Origin of the sequence: Brachybacterium sp. NPDC056505 (assembly GCF_042794925.1) — a bacterium.
GTDB lineage: Bacteria > Actinomycetota > Actinomycetes > Actinomycetales > Dermabacteraceae > Brachybacterium > Brachybacterium kimchii.
The window spans coordinates 1-15246 of record NZ_JBHTSV010000016.1 but is presented as its reverse complement, the minus strand read 5'-3'; the positions used below and the strand labels follow the sequence as shown (position 1 = coordinate 15246).

At 72.7% G+C, this 15246-nt stretch carries 15 protein-coding genes; 10 read left to right on the top strand and 5 right to left on the bottom strand.

From position 1 onward, the window contains the following. The first annotated feature begins 66 nt into the window (after window positions 1-66). A complete protein-coding gene (locus ACFQ53_RS10070; RefSeq protein ID WP_377858956.1) occupies window positions 67-924 on the top strand; it encodes an aldo/keto reductase in 858 nt (285 codons plus the stop codon). Continuing rightward, window positions 921-1691 (top strand): NAD-dependent deacetylase, encoded by a 771-nt coding sequence (locus ACFQ53_RS10065; RefSeq protein ID WP_377858953.1) that lies wholly within the window; start codon window positions 921-923, stop codon window positions 1689-1691. The genes ACFQ53_RS10070 and ACFQ53_RS10065 overlap by 4 nt, the downstream gene beginning before the upstream one ends. Before the next feature lie 73 nt (window positions 1692-1764). Here ACFQ53_RS10065 and epsC read toward each other — a convergent pair whose 3' ends face one another. Both epsC and cysK read right to left on the bottom strand, forming a co-directional pair. After that, window positions 1765-2436: a serine O-acetyltransferase EpsC gene (gene epsC / locus ACFQ53_RS10060; RefSeq protein ID WP_377858950.1), complete on the bottom strand. Its 672-nt coding sequence runs from the start codon at window positions 2434-2436 to the stop codon at window positions 1765-1767. Window positions 2437-2443: 7 nt separating this feature from the next. After that, window positions 2444-3373, bottom strand: coding sequence for a cysteine synthase A (cysK, locus tag ACFQ53_RS10055; protein WP_377858948.1), 930 nt, complete (start codon window positions 3371-3373; stop codon window positions 2444-2446). Window positions 3374-3526: 153 nt separating this feature from the next. Here cysK and ACFQ53_RS10050 point away from each other — a divergent pair, with 153 nt between their 5' ends. After that, window positions 3527-5140, top strand: a complete 1614-nt coding sequence (locus tag ACFQ53_RS10050) for a DUF5129 domain-containing protein (protein WP_377858945.1) — start codon at window positions 3527-3529, stop codon at window positions 5138-5140. Between the two features lie 65 nt (window positions 5141-5205). Here the strand turns inward: ACFQ53_RS10050 and trpS are convergent, their stop codons facing one another. Next, complete coding sequence (gene trpS, locus ACFQ53_RS10045) at window positions 5206-6315, bottom strand: tryptophan--tRNA ligase (protein WP_377858942.1); 1110 nt, start codon at window positions 6313-6315, stop codon at window positions 5206-5208. Between the two features lie 6 nt (window positions 6316-6321). Between trpS and ACFQ53_RS10040 the strand changes: the two genes are divergently transcribed. The 7 genes from ACFQ53_RS10040 to ACFQ53_RS10010 all read left to right on the top strand — a co-directional run bounded on the left by ACFQ53_RS10040 (window position 6322) and on the right by ACFQ53_RS10010 (window position 13419). Beyond that, a complete protein-coding gene (locus ACFQ53_RS10040; protein ID WP_377858939.1) occupies window positions 6322-6474 on the top strand; it encodes a hypothetical protein in 153 nt (50 codons plus the stop codon). 53 nt (window positions 6475-6527) lie between these two features. Beyond that, a complete protein-coding gene (locus tag ACFQ53_RS10035) occupies window positions 6528-7787 on the top strand; it encodes a carboxylate--amine ligase (protein WP_377858936.1) in 1260 nt (419 codons plus the stop codon). 122 nt (window positions 7788-7909) lie between these two features. Further along, window positions 7910-9187 (top strand): carboxylate--amine ligase, encoded by a 1278-nt coding sequence (locus tag ACFQ53_RS10030; protein WP_377858933.1) that lies wholly within the window; start codon window positions 7910-7912, stop codon window positions 9185-9187. Between the two features lie 118 nt (window positions 9188-9305). Continuing rightward, complete coding sequence (locus tag ACFQ53_RS10025) at window positions 9306-9788, top strand: YbhB/YbcL family Raf kinase inhibitor-like protein (protein WP_377858930.1); 483 nt, start codon at window positions 9306-9308, stop codon at window positions 9786-9788. A gap of 376 nt (window positions 9789-10164) precedes the next feature. Next, window positions 10165-11556, top strand: coding sequence for a glycosyltransferase (locus ACFQ53_RS10020; protein WP_377858928.1), 1392 nt, complete (start codon window positions 10165-10167; stop codon window positions 11554-11556). A gap of 187 nt (window positions 11557-11743) precedes the next feature. Next, on the top strand, window positions 11744-12310 hold the full coding sequence (locus ACFQ53_RS10015) for a TVP38/TMEM64 family protein (RefSeq protein WP_377858926.1): 567 nt from the start codon (window positions 11744-11746) through the stop codon (window positions 12308-12310). Next, window positions 12307-13419 (top strand): glycosyltransferase family 4 protein, encoded by a 1113-nt coding sequence (locus ACFQ53_RS10010; RefSeq protein ID WP_377858923.1) that lies wholly within the window; start codon window positions 12307-12309, stop codon window positions 13417-13419. Before ACFQ53_RS10015 ends, ACFQ53_RS10010 begins: the two co-directional genes overlap by 4 nt. Window positions 13420-13479: 60 nt before the next feature. Here the strand turns inward: ACFQ53_RS10010 and ACFQ53_RS10005 are convergent, their stop codons facing one another. After that, window positions 13480-13950 carry a heat shock protein transcriptional repressor HspR gene (locus ACFQ53_RS10005; protein ID WP_377858921.1) on the bottom strand — a complete coding sequence of 157 codons (471 nt, stop codon included), beginning with the start codon at window positions 13948-13950 and terminating at the stop codon, window positions 13480-13482. Window positions 13951-14059: 109 nt separating this feature from the next. Further along, window positions 14060-15079, bottom strand: coding sequence for a DnaJ C-terminal domain-containing protein (locus tag ACFQ53_RS10000; protein WP_377858918.1), 1020 nt, complete (start codon window positions 15077-15079; stop codon window positions 14060-14062). Window positions 15080-15246: the final 167 nt, after the last annotated feature.

The window sequence follows — 15246 nt, the reverse complement described above, 5'->3', positions numbered from 1 at the left end:
GCTCCACAGCATCCCGAAGCACAGCACAGCACAGCACTGCACGACCCATCGACCCAGGAGGTCCCCATGACCACGTCGTCCGCAGCAGCCGCCCCGTCGGCCCCGACCCGCACCCTCGCCGACGGGACCGAGATCCCGCTCATCGGCTTCGGCACGTCCTCGACCAAGGGCGTCGAGGGCGCCGAGGCGATCGCCGCGGCACTGCGCGGCGGCTACCGCCTCATCGACACCGCCGCCCAGTACGGCAACGAGGCGGCCGTGGGCGAGGGCCTGCGCACGAGCGGCATCGATCCGGCCGACGTCTTCATCACCACGAAGGTCGCCGGCGGTGACCAGGGCCGCGAGGCCGCCCGGGGCGGCGTGCTCGAGTCCCTGCGCCGTCTGGGCCTGGACAGCGTGGACCTGGTGCTCATCCACTGGCCGAACCCCTCGCGCGGCCTGGCCCTGGATACCTGGCGCACTCTGCTGGACCTGCGCTCCGAGGGCCTGATCCGCCACGCGGGCGTCTCGAACTTCCGGCCTGATCAGCTGCAGGAGCTCTTCGACGCGACCGGCGAATGGCCCGAGGTCAACCAGATCCAGCTCTCCCCCGCCCTCCAGCGCCGCGAGGCCGTCGCCTTCCACGACGACCACGGCATCGTCACCGAGGCCTGGGGACCGCTCGGCGGCCGCGAGGGCCTCGGCGAGCAGTTCGCGATCCGCAAGGTGGCCGACAAGCACGGCGTCGGCACGGCGCAGATCGCCCTGCGCTGGGCCGTCGACCAGGGCATCGTCGTGATCCCGAAGTCCGCGAACCCCGAGCGCCAGCGCGCCAACCTCGACCTGGGCTCCGTGGCGCTGGACGACGAGGACCGCGCCCTGCTCGCCACGCTGGACCTCGGCGAGGACGCCGCCTGGGACTCGAGGACCCACGAGGAGTGGTGAGCCCCCGGTTCCGTCCGGACCCCTCGCAGCGGCTCGTCGTCCTCACGGGGGCGGGGCTCAGCGCGCGCACCGGGGTCGGCACCTTCCGCGGGCCCGACGGGCTCTGGGCGCTCTCGCCCGACCTCGAGAGCGCCATGCACGCCGATGCCCTCCCCGGCTCCCTGCCCGCGCTGTGGCGCGTGTGGGGCGGGATGGCGAAGGTCGCGGCGGATCACGGTCCGACGCCCGGCCATTACGCGATCGCCCGCATGGGTGCGCCGGTGATCACCCAGAACGTGGACGGCCTGCACCAGGCGGCGGGGTCCCGCGACGTGAGCGAGCTGCACGGCCGCGCGTACGCGGCGGTCTGCACCGACCCGGACTGCACGTGGGAGGCCCCGCTGACGCCGGGCGAGGGCGATCGCGCCGAGGACCACGGCGCGCTGTCCGTCTGTCCCGTCTGCGGGAGCCCGACCCGGCCCGACGTCGTGCTGTTCGACGAGATGCTCCCCGAGGCCGCGCTCTCGCGCGCGCAGGCCCTCGCGATCTCGGCCGACGTGTTCGCGGTGGTCGGCACCAGCGGCACCGTGTTCCCGGCCGCGGCCCTGGCCCCGCTCGCGCGCGAGCACGGCGCGACCACGGTGCTCATCGACACCGATCCTCCGCGGGACCCGTTCGTGCGCGCCGCCTTCGATCATGTGATCGCCGAGGACGCCCACCAGGTGCTTCCCGACTGGGAGCGCCATCGCGACGGCGCGACGAACCCCTTCCTGGAGCCCTTCGGCTGAGTGCGGCCCCGCACCCGGTGACTGCGCGCGGCGAGATCGCGAGGCGCGGCGCGCCCGGGCACGCGGCCGCTGCTCAGATCCAGATGGCGGGGTCGACGAGCTCCTCGGGATGGGCGCGCTCGCGGCGCACGCGCGCGGGGACGCCCACGGCGGTCGCATGCGCGGGCACGTCGGCGACGACCACCGCGTTGGCGCCGACCTGCGCCTGATCGCCGATCGCGACCGGACCGAGCACGCGTGCACCCGCCCCGATGACGACGCCGTCGCCCACGGTCGGGTGGCGCTTCGTGCGCTCCATGGACCGGCCGCCCAGGGTCGCGCCGTGGTAGAGCATCACGTCGTCGCCCACCTCGGCGGTCTCCCCGATGACCACGCCCATGCCGTGGTCGATGAAGAAGCGGCGTCCGATGCGCGCGCCCGGATGGATCTCCACGCCCGTGACCGAGCGGGTGGTCTGGGCGAGAAGGAGCGCGGGCAGGCGCCCGACGCGCCCCGCGCCCCAGAGGCGGTGGGCGAGGCGGTGCGACCAGATCGCGTGCAGTCCCGGAGAGGTCAGCAGCACCTGCAGGTCGGAGGTCGACGCGGGATCGCGGTGGCGCGCGGCGGTCACGTCATCGCGGACGGCCGCGAGCGCCCCGCGCAGGTCCGCGGGACCGGATCGTCCGTCGGCCGACGCGGCCGACGCGGCGGACCCGCGCACGAGCCCGCCGCGTCGGCCGCCGTGGACGCGGGAGAGGAGGCCCATGCGGACCTCAGTCCATGTACTCGGCGTACAGCGGGGTCGTGAGGTAGCGCTCGCCGAAGGAGGGCACGACCACGACGATCCGCTTGCCCGCGAACTCGGGGCGCGAGCCCACGCTCACGGCGGCCTCGATCGCGGCGCCCGAGGAGATGCCCACGAGCAGGCCCTCGGTGCGGGCGATCGAGCGCGCGCGCTCCATGGCGGTCTCCGCGTCGATGTCGATGACCTCGTCGTACACGTCGGTGTCCAGCAGCGCGGGCACGAAGTTCGCGCCGAGGCCTTGGATCTTGTGGGGGCCGGGCTGGCCGCCGTTGAGGATCGGGGACTCGGCGGGCTCGACGGCGACGATCCGCACGCCGGGCTTGCGCTCCTTGAGGACCTGGCCCACGCCCGTGATGGTGCCGCCGGTGCCGATGCCGGCGACGAGGACGTCGATCTCGCCGTCGGTGTCCTCCCAGATCTCCTCGGCCGTGGTGCTGCGGTGGATCTCGGCGTTCGCCTGGTTCTCGAACTGCTTGACCTGGACGCCGCCGGTCTCCGCGGCGACCTCCTGGGCCTTCTCCACGGCGCCCTTCATGCCCTTGGAGGCCTCGGTGAGCACGAGCTCGGCGCCGAAGGCGCGCAGCAGGGCGCGCCGCTCCTTGGACATGGACTCGGGCATGGTCAGGACGACCCGGTACCCGCGCGAGGTGCCGATCATGGCCAGGGCGATGCCGGTGTTGCCACTGGTGGCCTCGACGATCGTGCCACCCTCCTCGAGCTCGCCGGAGCGCTCGGCCGCGTCGATCATGGCCACGCCGATGCGGTCCTTGACCGAGGCCGCGGGGTTGTAGAACTCGAGCTTGGCGACGACGTCGGCGACGACCTCGTCGCCCAGGTGGTTCAGGCGCACGAGCGGGGTGCGGCCGACGAGCTCGGAGACGTTCTCGAAGATGGGCATGCGTGTTCCCTTCCGTCCGGGGCGGCGGTCCCGGCGCACCGGCCCGCCACCCAAAGGTCTGCTTTAGGCGAGTATAAGGGCGCTCCCTCCGCAGGTGCAGGGACCGACGATCGGCGGATCCGCCGTGCGCTCGGCGCTCCGTAGCGTGGAGCCATGGACCCGCATCCCCAGGCCCCGTCCGCTCCTCGCGCTCCCCGGGCGACGACCCGCGCCCCGGCGCCGTCGGCCCATGTGCGCAGCCTCGTCCTCGTGCTCCTGGGCGCGCTCGCGCTACTGGCGCTGCTCGCTCCCCTGCTGGCTCCTGGAGCGTATGCCGCTCCCCCGGGCGCGGTCGAGATCGACGACGAGCAGGGGGTGATCGATGATCCGGACGCCCTCCAGGGCCGGCTGGAGGGCATCGACCTCCGCGACGCCGCCGCTCCCGTCGACCTCAAGGTGGTCACTCTCGACATCGCCGCGCACGACGCGGACCCGTCGGCCGATACCGGGCTGAACGACGCGGTGCTGGACGACGCGAGATCCGAGCACCCCGACTGGATCGACGGCGAGAAGTGGGCCGACGGCGTCGTGATCCTCGCGATCGACCCGGAGCACCGGAAGGTCGGGACGTACGCCGGGGAGGACGTCAAGCTCTCCGACGGCGGCTTCGAGGACGTGCAGGACGCGATGAAGGACGACGCCTCCGACGGCGCCTGGGCCGATGCCTTCGAGGCGGGCGCCCAGAAGTACGCCGACCTCCTGGGTCGCCCGTGGTGGCGGAGCCCGGGCGCGATCATCGGCGCCTTCATCGCGCTCGTTGCCCTCGGCGCCGGAGCCGTGGCCGCGCTCGCCCGCGGTGCCGGCAGCCGCCGCCGGGTCCGCACCGCCCGCGAGCGCTTCGACGACGTGCGTGCGAAGCGGCAGGAGACCGATCAGGCCGCCTCCCGGATCCCGCGCGACTCCTCATACGGCGCGACGAGCCTCGCCGACGTCGAGGACTACCGCCGCGCGGTCGGCGAGGCGGAGAGCACCTCCTCCGAGCTGCCGGCGCACCCGGGCCCGCTGTGGGGCATCGGCCCAACGTCGGCGCGCCGCGCGAAGGAGTTCGAGACGTCGGTCGAGGTCGCCGATCGAGCCGACGACACCATCATCGGCGCGGCCCGTCTCCTCGGCCGCACGGGGGACTTCCGGAGCGCATGGGAGGAGGAGCGCAGGCCGTTGGACGAGTCGCTCGCCGCGGTCGAGCAGACCATCGCGGAGGTCCTCGAGGACGCTGCCGACACCGACGCCGACTCCGACACTCCCGAGCAGCAGGGCGCCACGACGGACTCCGACGCGGCCGCCGGCCTGCGTTCCACGGCCCGGCAGGTCTCGAGCGACCTCGAGGAGGTCTCCACCGCATACCTCGACGGCGGCATCAGCCCCGACGACGCACTGGAGAGGCTCGACGAGCTCACCGAGCGGCTGTCCGTGGCGAGCGAGCGCCTGCGCGAGGAGGCGATCGGCGCCCGCTCCAAGGACGATGACGAGGTCAAAGTGATGCGGGACGCCGAGCCCGAGCACTTCACCAGCGACTTCCCGACCTCGGTGCGCGGGCGACAGTTCGCCCGGCACCCGCAGGACTACGTCTCGGGCTACTCGCTGAGCCCCGTGCTGTGGACGGGCGCCTGGTACGGCGGCGCCACGACGGCGCTGGACACGCACCGCAATCCGCCGGCGTCCTCAGGGAGCACGAGCGGGTACTCGGGCGGCGGCTTCTCGGGAGCCGGCAGCTCGAGCAGCTTCTGAACCGGGGCCGCCGAGCCGCCGAGTGCTCGGCGGCTCGGCGATTCAGAGGGTGAGCGGCCGACGGGTCAGTACACCATCCCCATGACCTCGCGCACGTGGGCGAGCGTCTCGTCGGCCGCGGCGTTCGCGCGCTCGTTGCCCGCGCGCAGCACCGAGAAGAGGTAGCCGGGATCCTTCTCGAGCTCGGCGCGGCGCTCGCGCAGGGGCGCCAGGTGCTCGTTGAGGACCTCGGCGGTCATCACCTTGAGGGTGCCCGCGCCCTTGTCGCCGATCTCGGCGGCGATCTCCTCGGGGCTGCGCCCCGTGGACAGTGAGGCGATGGTCAGCAGGTTCGCGACCTCGGGACGGTTCTCGGGATCGAAGGTGATCTCGCGCTCGGAGTCGGTCTTGGCCTTCTTGATCTTCTTCGCGGTCTCCTCGGGGCTCATGCGCAGCATGACCGTGTTGCCCAGCGACTTGCTCATCTTGTGGCTGCCGTCGAGCCCCAGGATCGTGGGCGCCTCGGAGAGCAGCGCGTCGGGCTCGGGGAAGAACTGCTCCCCTCCCGCGTAGCGCTCGTTGAAGCGGCGGGCGACCACACGGGTCTGCTCGATGTGGGGCAGCTGGTCCTTGCCCACCGGCACCAGGTTCCCGTGGCAGAACAGGATGTCCGCCGCCTGATGGACCGGGTAGGTGAGCATGAGTCCGCCCATCGCCGACTTGCCGGCGGCGGCGAGCTCGGCCTTCACGGTGGGGTTGCGCTCGAGCTCGGGCTGGGTGACGAGCGAGAGGAACGGCAGCATCAGCTGGTTCAGCGCGGGCACCGCGGAGTGCGTGAAGATCGTGGCCTGCTCCGGGTCGATGCCGGCGGCCAGGTAGTCCGTGATGAGCTCGCGCACCGAGCCCCGGATGTCGCCGAGCACCTCGCGGTCGGTGATGACCTGGTAGTCCGCGACGATCAGCCAGGTCTCCACGCCCGCCTGCTGCAGCCGCACCCGGTTGCGCAGGGAGCCGAAGTAGTGGCCGATGTGCAGGGCGCCGGTGGGGCGGTCCCCGGTGAGCATCCGCAGCCCGCTGGGGTTCGTGCGGATCTTCTCCCACAGCGCGTCGCTGCGGGTCTGCGCGCGGCGGTAGCTGGCGTCGCTGATGCCGGCGGCATCGGAGTTCTCGGGGGTCTGGGCCGTCTCGGTGGTCACCGATCCATGCTATCGGCCCGAGGCGCCGGTCCCGACGCCCCTCCGAGATGCTTCGCCGGGGCCCGCGTGCTCATCACCCCGCACGAGGACGACGCGACCGGCCTGCGAGCGCTGCCCGCGGACGCGACGCTGTGGCTGCACGCCACGGCCGCGCGCTGAGATCCGTGTCCCACCTGGGAGAGAACGCGTGAGCGCCCGGTAGGATCCCACGCATGCCTTCGTCCCCCCCGACGGCCGATCCGGGCTTCGACGTCGTCGTGCTCGGAGCGGGTCTGAACACACTGAACCTCACGATCGCGTTCCATCAGGAGTACGGGATCGTGTCCACCCTCGTGTGCCGCGTGCCCGTGGCGATGAACGAGCGCACCGTGACCGCGCGCAGCATCGTGCTGGGCGCGGACGCGAGCGACGAGGAGATGCGCGACGTGCTCGTCGAGCTCGCGCAGCAGCGTCCCGCGGGCCGCGCCGCGCTGCTGCTGTGCAACGCCGACTCGCTGGTCGCCTTCATCGACGCCCACCGGGCCGATCTCGAGGAGCACTATCTGCTCTCCCAGGTCGACGCCGCCCAGCTCGAGCGCCTCGCCGACAAGGCGGAGTTCCAGGAGATCTGCGCTGGCCTGGACATCGCGACCCCGCCCACGAAGGTCGTGGACTTCGCGCGTGCCCGTGACGCGGACTGGGACGGGGAGGATCCGCTGCCCTGGGCCTATCCCTGCGTGGGCAAGGCCGCGAACACCGCCGAGTACGGCCGGGTGTCCTTCCCCGGCAAGCGCAAGGTGTTCTTCCTCGAGAGCGAGGAGCAGCGTCTGCGTCTGGTGCGCAGCCTGCGCGATGCGGGCTTCACGGGCCGCTTCCTGTTCCAGGACCTGGTCCCGGGGGACGACACCGCGCAGCGCTCGATCACCGCCTACCGCTCGAGCCGCGGACGCGTCACCCTGCTGTGCGCCGCGCAGGTGCTGCTGGGCGAGCACACCCCGGAGGCCCTGGGCCGCCCGGCCGCGATGATCACGGGCGCCCACCCGCAGCTCGTCGAGGCCGCCTCGCGCTTCCTGGACGCGGTCGACTACGTGGGGTTCGCGAACTTCGACGTGAAGGTCGACCCGCGCACCGGCGAGCAGTGCTTCTTCGAGATCAACCCGCGGATCGGGCGCAACAACTACTACGTGACCGCCGCCGGCGAGTCCGTCGCCCGGCACATCGTCGAGGACCTCGTGCACGGGGAGGACATCGACCAGGTCGTGGTGACCCGCCCGGTGCTCTACACGATCCTGCCGGTGCGGCTCGTGCTGCGCTACGTCCGCGATGCGCACCTGCGGGCGCGCGTGAAGGACGTCGCCCGCACCGCGCTGGCGAATCCGTTCCTGTACCGTCCGGAAGGGGCCTGGATGAGGGCGTACGCCCGCACCTCCGGTCTCAACTTCGTGCGCAAGTACCTGCGCGTGTACCCGCGCCCGACCGACACCGGGTTCTGACGGGACCGATCCCGTCCGACCCCACGGTCACCCCGCCCGTCGGCCGCCCAGCCATCGGCTGCCCATCCCGTCGGCCCGCCATCCCGTCGGCCGCCCCACCGCCCGTCCGAAGGAGATCATCCATGGCTCCCGCCTCCTCGCGTCCCCGCGGCCCCGTCGAGCCTCGCGACGACTTCGACCTGGTGATGCTGGGCGGTGACATCGGGGTGTACGCCCTGGCCCGCGCCTTCCACGAGCAGTACGGGACGATCTCGCACGTCATCACGCGCAGCGTCTCGGGGCCGATCGCGGACTCGCGGATCCTGGTGGCCGAGGAGCTCGGCGCGAGCGCCACCGAGGACGACCTCGCCGCCGCCCTGCTGCGCCACGGCCGGGAGCGCGCCGCGCGGCGCCCGGACGTCCCGGCGATCGTGCTCGCGAACGCCGACTGGCTGATCGCACTGCTCAGCGCACACCGCGAGGAGCTCGAGGAGTTCTTCGTGCTGCCGGTGCTGGACGAGAAGACCCTCCGCGACGTCTCCGACAAGGCGACCTTCTCCGAGATCTGCACGACGCTCGGCGTGAGCACGCCGGAGACCGTGGTCGTCGACTTCACCGGCGAGGGGCCGACGGAGATCCCGGAGCTCCCGTTCGCCTACCCCGTGGTCGCCAAGCCCGCGCGCTCCTCCGCCTACACGCACGTGGAGTTCGCGGGGAAGAAGAAGGTCTACCACCTCACCGAGCCCGCCGAGCTCACGGACCTCGTGCACAGGCTCGACGCGGCGGGCTTCGCCGACCGCTTCGTGGTCCAGGAGATGGTGCCGGGCGATGACACCGCCATGCGCTCGATCACCGCCTACGTCGACCAGGCGGGCCGGGTGACGCTGCTCGGCGGCGCGCACGTGCTGCTCGAGGAGCACACCCCCGGCGCCCTCGGGAACCCGGCCGCGATGTTCACGGCCGACCCGGGCGAGATCGCCGTGCAGGCCGTCGCGTTCCTCGAGCACACCGGCTACCGCGGCTACGCGAACTTCGATGTGAAGGTCGACCCGCGGACCGGTGTCGCGAAGTTCTTCGAGGTCAACCCGCGCATCGGCCGGAACAACTACTACATGACCGCGGCCGGGGCGAACGTGGCGCGCGCGGTCGTCCGCGACGTCGTCGACCACGAGCAGATCGAGCGGATCGTCCCGGACGACGAGATCCTCTACTCGATCGTCCCCCGCCCCCTGCTCATGCGCTACGTGACCGAGCCCGGGCTGCGGGCCCGCGTGCGCCGCATCGCGCGCCACCGCACGATGCACCCGCTGGCCTACGCCACCGAGGGCACGCGCCGTCGCGCCTACATCGCCGTCGCGATGGCCAACCAGGTCAAGAAGTTCCTCACGCACTACCCGCGCCCGTCCTCCAGCGGATTCTGAGCCGTGGCCGACCAGCCCCGGGGTCGGCGCAGGAGGGACGCGCCGACGAGCGCAGGTCGAGCACTGCGACCGCCGGGGATCCTGTCGTCACCGGGCGAGCGTCCCGTAGCCTGGGAGCATGACCGACACCACGTTCTCCGTCACCTCGCAGGCCACTCCCGCTGACTCCGTGGTCGCCGCCGCGCAGCTCGCGCCCGAGCTCGGCGGCACCTCGACCTCCCCGGACCTCACGTGGACCGGCGCACCCGAGGGGACCCGGAGCTTCGCCGTCACCTGCTACGACCCCGATGCGCCGACGGGCTCGGGATTCTGGCACTGGGTCGCCTGGGACATCCCCGCCTCGGCCACCTCGCTGGACCTCGGCGTGCCGCGCGAGAGCTCCGATCTGAAGCAGGCGGCCAACGACTTCGGGCGCGTCGGCTACGACGGCCCCAACCCGCCCGCCGGCCCGCCGCACCGCTACGTCTTCTCGGTGCACGCGCTGCCCGTGGAGACCCTGGGCGCCGCCCCGTCGGACCCCCACGTGGGCGCGCGCTTCGCGATCTTCACCCAGCAGCTCGCGAGCGCCGACCTCACCGCCACCTACCAGGTCAGCGAGTGATCACCGCCTGAGCCGCTCCCCGGCGCGCGCCGGGGCGGACACCGGAGGTGGGGAAAGCCCGACATGGGCCCCACCAGGTGGCGGGATGGGAAGCGTCGCCGCGGGTGCGCAGACTCGGAGCATGACTCCTCGACACCCCGCCACCGCCCCGACCCGCTCCCCGTCATCAGGCCTTCCCCGGCGTGTCCCCCGCCGCACCCTCGACTCGCGGCTCCGGGACGCTATGGTCGGGACCATGCAGCGCTCACGTTCGTGCGAAGGGGGAGGCCAGGGCCGAGTGCCCGGGTCCGCCTCCGTCGCAGGATCATCCCTGGGGTGGACGCAGAGTGGACCTCCGACTGATGGGTCGGCCCCGGCTCCGGCGGAGGATGGCACCATGACACTGCTCGAGAGGTCCTCGTCCGCGCGGCCCGCCGCGCGCTCCGAGCGTCCACTGAAGGTGCTCCTGACCACCGACTGGTGGGAACCCGCGGTCAACGGGGTCGTCGCCTCGGTGACCACGCTGCGTCGGCAGCTCGAAGCCCTGGGCTGCGACGTGCGCGTGCTGACCCTCGCGCCCGGCCTGCGCTCCTCGTGCGAGGGCAAGGTCTACCGGCTCGGCTCGGTCTCGGCCTCGCTGTTCTACGCGAGCGCCCGCATCGGCACCATCCACCAGCGGCGCATCCTCGGGGCGATCAAGCGCTGGCACCCGGACGTGGTCCACTCGAACTGCGAGTTCACCACCCACGTGTGGGCCCGCCGCATCGCCCGCGACCTCGACGTGCCCCTCGTGCACACGTACCACACGATCTACGAGGACTACACGCACTACTACTCCCCCAGCCGCACCATGGGCCGCAAGGCCGTCGCGGAGTTCTCCCGCCGGCTGCTGGAGCGCACGGACGCGGTCATCGCGCCCACCGAGAAGGTCGCGCACCTCCTCGAGGGCTACCGGGTGAGCCGCCCCGTGCACGTGATCCCGACGGGCCTGGACCTGGGGCGCTTCCGCCCCGCGCAGTCCTCCGCCGAGGCAGCCGACTCCGCCGCCCTGCGCGCCTCCCTGGGGATCGGCGCGCGCCAGAAGGTGCTGCTGAGCGTCTCCCGCCTGGCCAAGGAGAAGAACCTCGATCAGGTCATCCGCGACGTGGCCGCCGCCGAGCGCGAGGATGCCGTCCTCGTGCTCGTGGGCGACGGCCCCTACCGCGAGCACCTCGAGCACCTGGTCGCCGACCTCGGCATGGAGAAGCGCGTGCGCTTCGCCGGCGCGATCGACCCGCACGAGGTTCCGCGCTGGTATCGGATGGCCGACCTGTTCGTCTCCGCCTCCCGCTCGGAGACGCAGGGCCTCACGTACATCGAGGCCCTCGCCTGCGGGCTCCCGCTGCTGTGCCGCCGCGACGACTCCGTCGCCGGAGTGCTCGTGGACGGCGAGACCGGCTACGCCGTGGAGGACTCCGCCGAGTTCGGCGCCCGCCTCACCTCGCTGCTGGACGACGAGATCGGCATCGAGAGGATGTCGCACCGCGCCCTCCAGCACGCGCGCCGCACCTGCGGCGCCGAGGCCTTCGGCGCTCGGGTCCTCGAGGTCTACCGCACGATGCACCTCGAGCGCAGCCGAGCAGCGGCCGCGTCGACCGCGTCGACCGCGTCGTCATCGGCTCGCGGCCTCGCGCCCGCTCTCGGAGCGCACCTCGCCGACTCCTCGGCGGGAGCCCCGGGCGTCGAGGTCCCGGCACCGGCCGCTGAGAGCGGTCCGCACGGCGCCGCGTCGCACCTCCTGAACGCCTGAGGCGACCATGAGCACCACGATCCCTGGGCGCACCGCGCGCCCCGCCCGTCCTGCGCGCCCAGCTGTCCTCGAGCGTCCTGCGACCGGCCCGTCCGTCAGCTCGTCAGCCCTATCGCCGGCTCCGACAGACGCGGGTGCCCCTGTCACGGGTGAGGCGTCCGCCGCTCCCCGCCGCGATCCGCTGCGGATGGCGGTGCGCCTCGCGCCCCTGCTGGGCCTGCTCGCCTGCGCGGGCGCCGTGATCTGGGGCCTGCGCGCCGGCGTCCTGGACTCCCAGGAGCACCTGCAGTCCTTCATCGATTCGCTGGGGGCCTTCGGGCCCGTGGTCCTGGTGCTGCTGAGCGGGGCGAGCGTCGTCTTCCCGATCATCCCCGGCGGGATCCTCGTGCTCGCGGCGCCCGTGCTGTTCGGCCCGGTCGAGGGCACGCTGCTGAGCTACCTCGCGGTGTGCGCGGGCTCCTTCGCGAACTTCGCGATCGCCCGCCACGTGGGGCTCGGGCTCATCGAGCGCGCGTTCAGCGAGAGCACGGTCGAGAAGTACCTGGGGTGGACCCGCAGGCCCCGCTTCACGACCCTGTTCGCGACCGCGATCGCCCTGCCCGTCGCCCCGGACGACCTGCTGTGCTATCTCGCGGGCACGACCCGCATGCGCTGGCGCACGTTCGCGCTGATCATCCTCGCGTGCAAGCCCTGGGCGCTGCTCGCGTACGGACTGGGCGTGAGCGCCCTGCTGATGAAGGTGGTGCCCTGGTGAGCGACGACGACACGACTCCTGCGCGGCTGCGCGTGCTGATCCCCAAGGGCCTGGCGGCCCTCGCCGGTCAGTCCGGGATCGGCGAGGCCATCCGTCATCAGCGCCGTGCGGTCGAGGCCCTGGGGCACGAAGTCGTCACCTCGCCCTTCGCGGACTACGACGTCGCGCACCTGAACACCCCCTTCCCGGACACCCCGCTGCTCGCGGCGCTCTCGCACCTGCGCGGGCGCCCGGTGATGATGTGGGCGCACTCGACCGAGGAGGACTTCCGGGACTCGTTCACGGGAGCGAACCGGATCGCTCCCTGGTTCCGACGCTGGATCGCGTGGATCTACCGCCGCGGGGACGCGGTCGTCACGCCCACGCAGTACGCGCGCACGCTGATCTCCCGGCCCCGCTACAAGATCTCCCGGCGCATCCACGTGCTCTCGAACGGGGTCGACACCGGCTTCTTCGCGCGTCGCGACGGGGACCGCGAGGCGCTGCGCGATCGTCTGGGACTGGCGCCCGAGGCGCCGGTGGTGATGAGCGTGGGCATCCAGATGGTCCGCAAGGGGATCCTCGAATGGGTGGAGCTCGCCCGCGCGATGCCCGAGGTCACCTTCGTCTGGTACGGGCGCACCGACCCGCGTCTGATCACGAAGGATGTCGCGGGCGCAGTCGCCTCCGCACCGTCCAACGCCCGCTTCCCGGGGTATGTCACCCCGGACGTGCTGCGCGAGGCCTACGCCGGGTGCGACGCCTTCTGCTTCCTCACCAAGGAGGAGACCGAGGGGATCGTGCTGCTGGAGGCCCTCGCCTGCCGCGCGCCCGTGCTGCTCTCGGACATCCCGATCTACGAGGAATGGTTGCCGGACGGCGAGGTCGTGCACAAGGTGCCCGTGCCCGCATCGAGCGTCGTGAGCGGCGGCTCGGACCAGGCGCGGCGCGCCCGGCGCAGCGCAGCGCAGAACATCGCCGAGCGCCTGCGGCGGCTCCTCGACGGGGATCTCGCGGACCTCTCCGCGGCGGGGCGCGCCGCCGCCGCGGCGGTGGACATGCAGGAGGTCGCCGCGCAGCTGCAGCGCATCTACGACCAGGAGGGCGTCACCCCGCGTCGTCCTCGCTGAGGGCGGGCGACGGACCGAGCACTCGGAGGTTCGAGCGCCCGACGAACCCGCGCGCACGGCTCAGCGCCCTCCGCCGGGCCTCCAGAGCACGACGGCCCCGTTGTCGGGGCGGGCGGGGCGCTGGCCGCGGCGCAGGGTGCTCACGCGCCCCGCGCTGTCGGCCGCGAAGACACGACCGGAGCCCTCGCCCCCGCCGCTGCGGGAGCCCGAGGTGCGGCCGCCCATCGCGGCGATCGCCTCGCGCACGGAACCGAGCTGGGACTGCAGCTGCGTCACCTCGTCCTGCAGCTCGAGGATCCGCTTGATCCCCGCGAGATTGATGCCCTCCTCCTGGGAGAGGCGCTGGACCTCGCGGAGCTGCGCGACGTCGCGCGCGCTGTAACGGCGACCGCGGCCGGACGTGCGCTGCGGTGAGACCAGGCCCAGCCTGTCGTACTGGCGCAGGGTCTGCGTGTGCATGCCCGCGAGCTCGGCCGCGACGGAGATGACGAACACGGGCGCCCGCTCGTCGAACTGCTGGAACGGGGGCATCGCCCTCGCCTCCTCTCGTACTGCGGTCGAGCTCTGGTCGTACACCGGACCGTGCACCGTGCGGCCGGCCTGGGCGCAGTGAGCGTCCGGGCCGGATCGCCCGCGGCCGTCAGCGGCGGGCGGCCTCGGCGAGGCCGTCGCGCGGGTCCTCGTCGCCGAGCGCGTCGCGCAGGGCCTCGACGGCCTCGCGCGCCGAGTCGTCGAGGTGCTCGGGGACGGCCACCTCGATCTTCACACGCAGGTCTCCCGTCCGCTTGGACGTCTTCAGCCCCTTGCCCTTGGCGCGCAGCGTGCGGCCCGACGGCGTGCCCGCGGGGACCTTCATCCGCACGTGGCCGCCGTCGAACAGGGGGACCTCGATCGTGGTGCCGAGCGCCGCCTCGTCGAAGCGGACGGGCACGGTGATGTGCAGGTCCGCGCCGTCGGCGGACCACACGGGGTCGGAGCCGACGTCGAGGGTGAGGATCAGGTCGCCGGCGGGGCCGCCGTTCTGCCCGGGCTGTCCCTTGCCGCGCAGTCGGATCTTCTGTCCGTCGTGCACGCCGGCGGGGATGCGGGTGGTGACGCTGCGCCCGCCGACGTCGAGCTTCGCCTCGGTGCCCAGCGCCGCGTCGCGGAAGCTGAGCGTGAGGTGGGCGCGCAGGTCCTCGCCCTTCGTCTGCGTCGCGTAGCCGCCGCGGCCGAATCCCGCGCCGCCGCCGGGCGCACCGCCGAAGCTCGCGCCGCCTCCGCCGCCGCCGAACATGCGCAGCAGGTCGTCCATGTCGATGTTCTGACCGCCCGAGCTGTAGGCGGTGCGGCCTCCGCCGCCGCCTCCGAACATCGAGCCGAACATGTCCTCGAATCCGCCGCCGCCTCCGCCGCCGGACCCGGGGGCGAAGCGCGCGCCGCCCGCCCCCATGGCGCGGATCGCGTCGTACTGCTCGCGCTGCTCGTCGTCGCTGAGGACGGAGTAGGCCTCGCCGACCTCCTTGAAGCGGTCCTCGGCGGTGGGGTCGTCGGCGTGGCGGTCGGGATGGAGGTCCCGTGCCTTCTTGCGGTATGCCTTCTTGATCTCCTGCGCGCTCGCGTCCTTCGAGACGCCGAGGACCGCGTAGAAGTCCTTCTCGAGCCAGTCCTGCTGGGACATTCGTGCGCCTCCTTTCGGGGAGCGTCGGTCTGCTGTGGATCTGTGGTGGTCTCGGTGCGGCGAGGGGGCCGCTGAGTCCATGGTGCACGGCCCGGCTGCGGGCCGCGGAAGTCTGTGGTGCCGATGGTCCCTCATGGCAGGCGGGCCGGTGCGGAACTGATCCGCAC